11 protein-coding genes are annotated in these 9,194 nt (G+C 63.6%); 8 read left to right on the forward strand and 3 right to left on the reverse strand.

All coding sequences use genetic code 11. The annotated features are described in order from the left end of the window. Window positions 1-56 precede the first annotated feature (56 nt). On the reverse strand, window positions 57-599 hold the full coding sequence (locus IVA87_RS29410; protein WP_247304242.1) for a CDP-alcohol phosphatidyltransferase family protein: 543 nt from the start codon (window positions 597-599) through the stop codon (window positions 57-59). Window positions 600-753: 154 nt separating this feature from the next. Here IVA87_RS29410 and purM point away from each other — a divergent pair, with 154 nt between their 5' ends. Continuing rightward, on the forward strand, window positions 754-1,827 hold the full coding sequence (purM, locus tag IVA87_RS29415) for a phosphoribosylformylglycinamidine cyclo-ligase (RefSeq protein WP_247304240.1): 1,074 nt from the start codon (window positions 754-756) through the stop codon (window positions 1,825-1,827). Then, complete coding sequence (gene purN / locus IVA87_RS29420; protein WP_247304238.1) at window positions 1,827-2,480, forward strand: phosphoribosylglycinamide formyltransferase; 654 nt, start codon at window positions 1,827-1,829, stop codon at window positions 2,478-2,480. Before purM ends, purN begins: the two co-directional genes overlap by 1 nt. 107 nt (window positions 2,481-2,587) lie before the next feature. Here the strand turns inward: purN and IVA87_RS29425 are convergent, their stop codons facing one another. Further along, window positions 2,588-2,794: a cold-shock protein gene (locus IVA87_RS29425; protein ID WP_008551638.1), complete on the reverse strand. Its 207-nt coding sequence runs from the start codon at window positions 2,792-2,794 to the stop codon at window positions 2,588-2,590. A 376-nt stretch (window positions 2,795-3,170) separates the two neighbouring features. Between IVA87_RS29425 and IVA87_RS29430 the strand changes: the two genes are divergently transcribed. Beyond that, the gene (locus IVA87_RS29430; RefSeq protein WP_247336411.1) at window positions 3,171-4,349 is read left to right on the forward strand and encodes an autotransporter outer membrane beta-barrel domain-containing protein; all 1,179 of its coding nucleotides are present in this window, start codon (window positions 3,171-3,173) and stop codon (window positions 4,347-4,349) included. An 8-nt stretch (window positions 4,350-4,357) separates the two neighbouring features. Here IVA87_RS29430 and IVA87_RS29435 read toward each other — a convergent pair whose 3' ends face one another. After that, complete coding sequence (locus tag IVA87_RS29435; protein WP_247304235.1) at window positions 4,358-5,398, reverse strand: LysR family transcriptional regulator; 1,041 nt, start codon at window positions 5,396-5,398, stop codon at window positions 4,358-4,360. Between the two features lie 77 nt (window positions 5,399-5,475). On the opposite strand from IVA87_RS29435, the gene IVA87_RS29440 reads away from it, so the two are divergent. The 5 genes from IVA87_RS29440 (at window position 5,476) to IVA87_RS29460 (ending at window position 9,031) form a co-directional block, all read left to right on the forward strand. Beyond that, a complete protein-coding gene (locus tag IVA87_RS29440; RefSeq protein WP_247304234.1) occupies window positions 5,476-6,087 on the forward strand; it encodes a hypothetical protein in 612 nt (203 codons plus the stop codon). Further along, a complete protein-coding gene (locus IVA87_RS29445; RefSeq protein ID WP_247304233.1) occupies window positions 6,074-6,694 on the forward strand; it encodes a GNAT family N-acetyltransferase in 621 nt (206 codons plus the stop codon). Before IVA87_RS29440 ends, IVA87_RS29445 begins: the two co-directional genes overlap by 14 nt. 25 nt (window positions 6,695-6,719) lie before the next feature. Further along, a complete protein-coding gene (locus tag IVA87_RS29450; protein ID WP_247336414.1) occupies window positions 6,720-7,283 on the forward strand; it encodes an isochorismatase family protein in 564 nt (187 codons plus the stop codon). 32 nt (window positions 7,284-7,315) lie between these two features. Next, window positions 7,316-7,483: a hypothetical protein gene (locus tag IVA87_RS29455; protein ID WP_247304231.1), complete on the forward strand. Its 168-nt coding sequence runs from the start codon at window positions 7,316-7,318 to the stop codon at window positions 7,481-7,483. Window positions 7,484-7,648: 165 nt separating this feature from the next. After that, window positions 7,649-9,031 (forward strand): aspartate aminotransferase family protein, encoded by a 1,383-nt coding sequence (locus IVA87_RS29460; protein WP_247304230.1) that lies wholly within the window; start codon window positions 7,649-7,651, stop codon window positions 9,029-9,031. Window positions 9,032-9,194 lie beyond the last annotated feature (163 nt).

The following is a 9,194-nucleotide window of genomic DNA, read 5'->3' on the forward strand; positions in this document are numbered from 1 at the left end:
GTCTGAAAAGATTCGACTTTCGAGCGGGAGTTGGCCTTTTGCGGGGCCACATCCACTCATTTGGCCTCAATCGTGCTCATGTGCCGCAGCCACTCGACGAGATAGAGCGACACCGAGGAGAGCGTGAATACCGCGACGAGGCCCATCAGGATCATGTCATAGGGTGCCGGCTTGAAGCCGAAGGCAAGCGCCGCCAGCACCAGCGCCGCGAATGCCACTTGTGCCACAGTATTGAGCTTGGACACCTTTGATGGCTTCATCTCGACCGGCCGGTCGAACAGCCAGGATACGATCACGGCGGTGACGATCATGATGTCGCGCGAGACCACCAGGATGACGATCCAGCGCGGAATCGCCCCCCAGATGCCGAGCGCCATGTAGATCGAGACCAGCAGCGCCTTGTCCGCGAGCGGATCGAGCAGGGCGCCGAGCTCACTCGCCATGTTGAACCGCTTGGCCAGGAAACCGTCCACGGCATCGCTGATACCGGCGATCAGGAAGACCGCGAACGCCACCTCCATTTGGCTCGACACGATGGCCCAGACGATGATCGGGACCAGCATGATGCGGCCCAGGGTAATGATATTCGGAATACTCACGCGGCGCTTCCCGGCACCCGGCCTGACCTCGGATCCGGCCCCTAGGGAGGCTGAACCGGTTGATATCTACATACTATAGCGCGGGGCGCCACGCTTGCCATTGCGTGTCCCCGGAATTCGACGTAACCAGCCGCAAACCCACTGGAAATCGGGCATGACCGACCGCAAAAACGGCCTCACTTACGCCGATTCAGGCGTCGATATCGACGCGGGCAACCGTCTCGTCGACCTGATCAAGCCGATGGTGCGCGCCACCGCGCGGCCCGGCGCCGACGCCGAGATCGGCGGTTTCGGCGGCCTGTTCGATCTCAAGGCGGCCGGTTTCAAGGACCCCGTCCTGGTCGCCGCCACCGATGGCGTCGGCACCAAGGTCAAAATCGCGATCGAGACCGGGCTGCATGGCGGCATCGGGATCGATCTTGTCGCAATGAGCGTCAACGACCTCGTGGTCCAGGGCGCCGAGCCGCTGTTCTTCCTGGACTATTTCGCCTGCGGCAAGCTCGATCCGGAGGCCACCGCCGCGATCGTCGCGGGTGTTGCGGAGGGCTGCCGCGAATCCGGCTGCGCCTTGATCGGCGGCGAAACGGCCGAGATGCCCGGCCTCTACAAAGACGGCGATTACGACCTCGGCGGCTTTGCAGTCGGCGCCGCCGAACGCGGTACGCTCCTGCCGCGCCCGGACATCGCGGCAGGCGACGCCGTGATCGGGCTCGCGTCGTCGGGCGTGCATTCCAACGGCTTCTCGCTGGTGCGCAAGATCGTGGAACAATCCGGTCTCGGCTTTCAGGCGCAGGCGCCGTTTGCGCCGGTCATGACGCTCGGCGGCGCGCTGCTGACGCCAACGCGGCTCTACGTCAAATCCTGCCTGCGTGCGATCCGCGAGACCGGCGCGGTGAAGGGGCTAGCCCACATCACCGGCGGCGGTTTCACCGACAACATTCCGCGCGTGCTGCCGAAGAACCTCGGCGTCGGCATTGACCTCGCACGCCTGCCGGTGCTGCCGGTGTTCAAATGGCTGGCCGCGCAGGCTGGCATCACCGAGCTCGAAATGCTGCGCACCTTCAATTGCGGCATCGGCATGATCGCGATCGTCGAGCCCGACAAGGTCGACCAGGTGGTCGAGGTCTTCACCGATGCCGGCGAAACCGTGGCGCAGCTCGGCACCGTGATTCCCGCCGAGGGCGAGCACCGCGTCGTCTATAACGGCCATCTCGACCTGGCGCTGTGATGAAGCGCCGCGTCGCCATCCTGATCTCCGGCCGCGGCTCCAACATGGCCGCGCTGATCAAGGCAGCAAGCTCGGCGGATTTTCCGGCGGAGATTTCGCTGGTGATCTCGAACAAGACCGGTGCGCCGGGGCTGGAACGGGCCAGGGCGAGCGGCGTGACGACCGAGGTGATCGAGAGCAAGCCGTTCGGCAAGGATCGCGCCGGCTTCGAGAAAGTATTGCAAGCCGCGCTCGACCGGCACGGCATCGAGCTGATTTGCCTGGGCGGCTTCATGCGCCTGTTCACGGCGGATTTCACCAAGGCCTGGTACGGGCGGATGCTCAACATCCATCCGTCGCTGCTGCCGTCCTTCCCCGGTCTCGATCCGCACGGCCAGGCCCTGCGTGCCGGCGTCAAGCTATCCGGTGCGACGGTGCACTTTGTCATTCCAGAGACCGACGCAGGCCCGATCGTGATGCAGGGCGCCGTCCCGGTCAGCGATCACGACACGGTGGATACGCTGTCCGAGCGCATCCTCGAAATCGAGCACCGCATTTATCCCGAGGCGCTGCGGCTGCTCGCGACCGGCAAGGTCCGGATCGAGGGTGATGTGTGCAGGACGGTGGGCAGCGCGGCGTCGGAGAATTTTCTGATTGCGCCTGTGGTGGGGTAAAAGACGGTCCCGGGCTCACCCGCTACCCGTTCGATTACGTGTCCCAAACAAAATCCCCCGGCAGAGCCGGGGGCAACGTCATGATCTCTCGCGTGTCGTGAGAGGCATCAGGAGACCTTGAGGTTCTCCGCGGATGATTTGCCGCGGTTCTCCACGAGGTCGTATTCAACCACCTGGTTCTCGTTGAGGGTCGAGAGTCCGGCGCGCTCGACGGCGGAGATGTGGACGAACACGTCCTTGTCGCCGCCGTTCGGCTTGATGAACCCATAGCCCTTGGTCGGGTTGAACCATTTGACGGTGCCCTTTTGTGGCATCGCTAGTCTCCTCCACTAGATAGAAAAAAGACGCGGCCGCTTTTTCGCGTGCCACGCCACAAACGGCCTTCCGAAAGTCTGTCGAGTCTTGAGTCTCAATGTCGCGAAACGCACAGCCAGCGGCCAATTCCGTTGTGGCCAATATTGCAACATGAAAACCGTGCGTTAGCAAGCAGAGCACGAATTTCAAGATCGCCCCGGACGTGCCCGGGCCCAATTTCGACCTGTGGCCGGGGAACCACAATCAGGAGCAATCCCCCTTATCTGGAGGCGTCAGCTGGTTGACCCTCCGTAACAGTTCGGCGCAAATCAGCTCATGGGTGTGCCGCTCATGTTGCATTTTTGCGCGCCGCCATTTGCTTCGGGTTTTGTCGTCATGCGCTGCACTGCGCAGCCACCAGGGACACGGCAGACGATCGGGCTGAACCGTGTCCGCCGGCTCGCGGCAGCGGTCGCCACGACCTTCACACTTATGGCGTTTGCGCTCATCGTGACGATGTCGGCGGCTACGACCGTCCTCGCGCAAAGTCCCACGCCAACGCCGACGCCGACCCCGACACCCACGCCGTCGCCGACCCCGGTCCCGATGCCGACCTCGGCCAATTATGACCAGTCGGCCGGCAACAGCACGCTCAATCTCGGCTCAGGTTTCCTGGAGCGCCTCGGCAACCAGGCATCGAGCGGCTTCAACCGGGCGTTGCGAACCAATCCCGGCGGCGGCGGCGCATCGGCGAGCACCGAAGATCCGCGCTACCGCACCTGGTTCGAGGGCTACGGCATCTCGGTCCGCACCGATGCGCAAGGAGACTTCGTCGGCGACAAGCGCAAGACCTTTGGCGGCGTCGCCGGCATCGGCGCACGTCTCGCGCCGGGTGTCAGTATCGGCTTTTCGGTCGACCAGAGCCACACCGACATCGACGTGCCCCTGGCGCTCCAGTCCGCGACACTCGACCTCACCCAAATCGGCTTCAATGGCTCCGTCGACAAGGGGCCCTGGACCTGGGCCTTTGCGGTGGTGCACGGCTTTGGCAAGGTCCGTTCCAGCCGTGATACCGGCCTTGGGCTTGCGCGGGCGGGCTACAGCGCCGCGGTCGACGGCGCGCTGACCGAGATCAGCTATTACTGGACCAAGGACCAGATGCGCATCGTGCCGAAGGGCGCGGTCGAATATGTGCGTGCCACCAGCGCGGCGTTCCAGGAGGCCGGCGGCCTCGATCCGATCAACGTCGGCGCAACAGCGCTGTCGCGTGCGCGTATCATGATCGGGGCCGAGATCGGCCGCTATTTCGTCATCGACCAGAAGATCCTGGACCTGTCCGCCCACGGCAAGTTCGTCGACAATTTCCACCAGGACCTCGGATCGATCCAGGTCAGCCTGGGCACCCAGAGCATCGTCGTCCCCGGCATCGGCGAGAGTCGCTACGGCATGGATGCCGGCGCCTCGGCCTCGCTCAGCCTGACCAGCGTCGCGCGGCTCTACGTCAATTACGACGGCAAGCTCCGCAACGAGCTCACGTCGCACCAGGGCACGGTCGGCTTCGAATACAAATGGTGAGCTGAAGTTTATGCGGGTGTTGTCGCAACATAGCCGGTCAGCCCAAATCCGTCGCGCGCGGCCGTCATCATCGGCACCAGCGCGTTCGGATGGATGAACTCGTCGCGGAAGCAGGGATAGGTCCTGGGATCGAAGATCTTCTTCAGCCAGTCGACCACAATCTTGTGCCGCTCGGAGGTGCGGAACTCCTTGTGATAGGTGAGCCAGAGATCGGCGTGGTGGCTGACGCCGAGATCGACGGCGACGAGCGGCGCACCAAGCGCGATCGAAACCGTCGGCAGGAAGCCGATGCCGGCGCCGCGTTCGACGGCATAGAGCGCGCCGACCGAGGAGTTGATCTTGATGCCGACGATGCCCTCCAGCGACGTCAGCCCGAGCACGCGGGCATAGGCGCCGTCGTCGACTTGCGGCGCGCTCTGCTTGATGATGCGGTGGTTCTTGAGTTCGGCGAGCGTTGCCGGGACGCCGTAGAGGCTCTCGTACTCCTTGGAGACGAACGGATAGATGTGCAGCCGGCCCAGCTTGGCGACGATCAGATCCGGATTGGTCGGTGGCTCGAGCTGGATCGCGATGTCGGATTCCAGGCGGGCGACGTCGGCCTGCTCCATCGCGCAGCGCAGATCGACGGTGATCTTGCGATAAGTCTTCTGGAAATCGATCAGCCGCGGCAGAATCCAGAAATTGCCGGGCCCCTCCGTCACCGCGACGCGCACGGTACCGGCAGTGTCGTTCGACGAACGCGAGGCGCGACGGAAGACGTTGAAGGCGTGACGCTCCATATGCGCGACGTCGGCGATCATCGCGGTGCCTTCATCGCTGAGCGTGAGCCCGCTCTGGTCGCGCAGGAACAGCTTGCAGCCGATGCTCTCTTCGAGCCGGTCGATCCTGCGCATCAAGGTGGTGGAGGTGAGCCCGAGCTCTTCGGCTGCATTGCGAAAACTTTTATATTTTGCGCACGCTAAAAACAGCTTCAAATCGTCCCAGGACGCGCCCAGGGCTTCTTCACGGTGCTGCATCATCGCAGCACCCCGGTGCAATAACTGCTGCATACTCTTGGTCCCCAACCGCTAAGCTCGTCCTCATAGCGGGGTACGAAAGCGGCAAACGATAGAGAGGCGATATCGGTATGGAAAGGGGCTCGTTTGACGCACGGCATGATTTCGATGCGCTGCCGCTGAGTCCGGACGTCGATGTCCGTTGTGCGCAATCTTCCGAAATCGCGGCGCTTTCGGAGATGGCGCATCGGCTGGTGCCGGGCGTGCGGATCGAGGCGGCGGAGCTTTCGAAATATCTCACGTTCGATCCTCAGAGCATCCTGACTTTCAGCCGGAAAGGACGTCTGCTCGGCGGCATGGCCTTCCTGTTCCTCAATGATCGCGGGCACGATGCGCTGCTGCTCGACGAGATCTGCCTGACTGCACCGGAGACGCGCCATCTCGCTTCAGCGAAGGACGACGTTGCGGCCATCTACATCTGGGCGATCGCGGCGACGGGGCGCGGCATCGCCGGTCTCGGCAAGGCCGCGGCTCATCTGCGACAGCTAAGGTTTCGCGGCGCCGATTGCTATGCGCAGCCGTCAACCGTGGCCGGACGCGACATCATGAGAGCGACCGGCTTTGCCCCCGTTCCGAGCTTCCAACCCGACCTCTGGTGCTACGAGCGCCCCTGGCATCGCCGGCCGATGCGCATGCCCGGTGCGATCATCCAAGCAAGGAGTTTTGCAGATGCACGGTACTAGAACTCCTCTCTCCAAGCCCGATTCCCGCGCCGTTACCATTCGCCTTGCGCGCGATCCCAGCGATCTCATGCTGGTCACCGCGATCCGTTCCGCAGTCTATCTCGCCGAGCAGAATTGTCCGTTCGAGGAGGAGTTCGACGGCAACGACATGGTCGCCGCGCATTTCATCGGCTTCGTCGGTAGTGAGCCCGCGGGCTGCCTGCGGGTGCGCTTCTTCGGCGATTTCGCCAAGGTGGAGCGGCTTGCGGTGCGTCACCAGTACCGGCGCTCGCGCGTCTCGTTCAAGCTGGTGCAGGCGAGCGTCGACTATGTGAAGCGCAAGGGCTTCCGCAAGATTTACGGCCAGGCGCAGGACCGCCTGGTGGATTTCTGGGCCCATTTCGGCGCCAAGCCGCTCGGCCACAATCGCAAGATCACCTTCTCCGATTTCTCCTACACCGAGATGCTGCTGGAGATCGAGCCGGGCCCGAACGCCATCACGCTGGACAGCGATCCCTATGTGATCATCCGGCCCGAAGGCGATTGGGACCGGCCGGGCGTGCTCGATGCCTCGGCGGGGCGGGCGGTGACCTCGCCGCTGCGGCACCTCGCGGCCGCCGATCACTGAGCTAGGTGCAACTGCGCGCAAGACAATGCCGGTTTCCATCCACGATGATCCGCCGATCCTGGTCTGCGCGGACCTGCAGGTCGAATATCTGACCCCTGGGCGCCGCCACGTCATCCTCGGCGGTGATGCCGCCACCGCACGCTGCCTGGAACTGCTGACGCTGTGGCGCAGCAATCTCTGGCCGGTGATGCATTTGAAGCGCATCGCGCAGGCGGCCTGGTTCAATCCGGCATCGAGGCTGACCGATTGGATCGCGGAGGCAAAGCCGCGTCCGGGAGAAATGATGTTCGAGCATCCGCTGCCGTCCGCCTACAGCTCGTCGCGGTTTGTGGACTTTATGTCCAATATCCACAATGTGCGCTGCGTGCTGGCCGGATTTTCCCTGGACGAGACCATCCTGGCCACCGCCGTGGACGGGTTTCACCGCAGCCATCGCTACGAGGTGATCACTGACGCCGTGGCCTGCCGGCAGCCCGGCACGGGTGATGCCGCCGCCTACAAGCGTGCCGTAGTGAATGTCATCGGGAATTTTGCTACAATCCATTCCAGCGCCGAACTGATCAGAACCAGCGGCGCCGTTGCGGTGTAGGCGGCCGCGATCGGCGGGGTGGGGTTGAGACATTGTCCCGGGGAGAACACCTCAAGGAGCTGGCAAGCGATTTGTCGCGTGCCGTCGAGACGGCGCGCCGCGTCGGCTTGCCCACGACGGTCTATCTGCTCTCGATGGCGCTCGTCGAGGTGAGGGAGGCCGCCACCGCTGAAGACGGGGATGACGACGACGCGGCCTAAAAAGCCGCCCAATCCCGATATGCGGCTTTGTGCAACGCTGCTGAGCGCTTGCTGCCGACGGATTGGCGTTGCAAGCTTTGTCTCATCGAAATAGCCAAGTAACTTGATCATCAAGTGATGATGCTGGCTGTGCTGGCGACGTCACGACTTTAGGGATCCCTGCAAATGTCCATGCTGCCGAATTCGCAAGAGGCCCGGGATGTGGCCTACCAGCTCCATCCCTACACCAACGCGCGCACCCATCAGCAGGCCGGTCCTCTCGTGATCGAGCGCGGCGAGGGTCCCTACGTGTTCGATGCCGCGGGCAATCGCTATTTCGAGGCGATGGCCGGCCTGTGGAGCGTCGGGCTGGGCTTCAATGAGAAGCGTCTGGTCGACGCCGCGCACAAGCAGATGCAGGCGCTGCCGTTCTATCACACTTTCTCGGCCAAATCGCACGGGCCCTCGATCGATCTCGCCGAGAAGCTGGTCGCGCTCGCGCCGGTGCCGATGAGCAAGGTGTTCTTCACCAATTCCGGCTCGGAAGCCAACGACACGGTGCTGAAGCTGATCGCCTACCGCTCCAACGCGCTGGGCCAGCCGCAGCGCAAGAAGGTGATCAGCCGCCTGCGCGCCTATCACGGCGTCACCATCGCCTCGGCCAGCCTCACGGGCCTGCCGAACAATCACCGCTCGTTCGACCTGCCGCTGCCGAACATCCTGCACACGGGCTCGCCGCATTTCTACAAGGACGGCGCACCCGGCGAGAGCGAGGAGGCGTTCGCGACGCGCCGGGCCGAGGAACTGGACGCGCTGATCCAGAAGGAGGGCCCGGATACGATCGCGGCTTTCTTCGGCGAGCCGGTGATGGGTGCGGGCGGCGTCATCGTTCCGCCGGCGACCTATTGGGACAAGATCCAGAAGGTCTTGAAGAAGTACGACATCCTGCTGGTCGCCGACGAGGTGATCTGCGGATTTGGGCGCACCGGCAAGATGTTCGGCTGCGAGACCTACGGCATCAAGCCCGATGCGATCGTGGTGTCCAAGCAGATCACGTCGAGCTATTTCCCGCTGTCGGCGATCCTGCTGAACGACCGCATGTTCGAGCCGATCGCCGACGAGAGCAACAAGATCGGCGTGCTCGGCCACGGCTTCACCGCGGGCGGTCATCCCGTCGGCTCGGCGATTGCGCTTGAGAATTTGAAGATCATCGAGGAGCGCGGCCTGGTCGCGCATGCTGCCGAACTCGGCGGCTACATGCAAGGCAAGCTGCGCGAGCTCGCCAGCGGTCCGCTGGTCGGCGAGGTCCGCGGCGTCGGCATGATTGCCGCCCTCGAGCTCGTGCTCGACAAGGAGCGCAAGACCGCAGCCGCTACGCCCGGCGCCGTCGGCGGCATCGCCAGCCGCATGCTGCAGGAGCGCGGCGTTATCTCCCGCAACATGCTCGATGCCATCGCCATCTGCCCGCCGCTGATCGCCACCAGGGCCCAAATCGACGAACTGACCGCGGCGATCTCGGGTGTGCTGGAGGACATGAAGGGGGAAGTTGCGAAGCTGACGCCGGCGTAAAATCTCTCCTCATCATCGCGAGGAGCGAAGCGACGAAGCAATCAGGCTGCCTCCAAGGAAGGATTCTGGATTGCTCACATGGGGGTTTGGTGTGTCAAGATTTATGATCAGCTCTTTGTTCGATTGCAGGCCAGCTCTTCGTCCCGACCGTGGGATCTTTCGG

Source organism: Bradyrhizobium sp. 147 (assembly GCF_023073935.1).
Taxonomy (GTDB): Bacteria; Pseudomonadota; Alphaproteobacteria; order Rhizobiales; family Xanthobacteraceae; genus Bradyrhizobium.

Coding starts and splice junctions, on each gene's coding strand:
- IVA87_RS29445 (WP_247304233.1), top strand. CDS start 6,074: ATGCACGGTACTAGAACTCCTCTCTCCAAGCCCGATTCCCGCGCCGTT.
- IVA87_RS29440 (WP_247304234.1), top strand. CDS start 5,476: ATGGAAAGGGGCTCGTTTGACGCACGGCATGATTTCGATGCGCTGCCG.
- purN (WP_247304238.1), top strand. CDS start 1,827: ATGAAGCGCCGCGTCGCCATCCTGATCTCCGGCCGCGGCTCCAACATG.
- purM (WP_247304240.1), top strand. CDS start 754: ATGACCGACCGCAAAAACGGCCTCACTTACGCCGATTCAGGCGTCGAT.
- IVA87_RS29425 (WP_008551638.1), bottom strand. CDS start 2,794: ATGCCACAAAAGGGCACCGTCAAATGGTTCAACCCGACCAAGGGCTAT.
- IVA87_RS29450 (WP_247336414.1), top strand. CDS start 6,720: ATGCCGGTTTCCATCCACGATGATCCGCCGATCCTGGTCTGCGCGGAC.
- IVA87_RS29430 (WP_247336411.1), top strand. CDS start 3,171: ATGCGCTGCACTGCGCAGCCACCAGGGACACGGCAGACGATCGGGCTG.
- IVA87_RS29435 (WP_247304235.1), bottom strand. CDS start 5,398: ATGCAGCAGTTATTGCACCGGGGTGCTGCGATGATGCAGCACCGTGAA.
- IVA87_RS29460 (WP_247304230.1), top strand. CDS start 7,649: ATGTCCATGCTGCCGAATTCGCAAGAGGCCCGGGATGTGGCCTACCAG.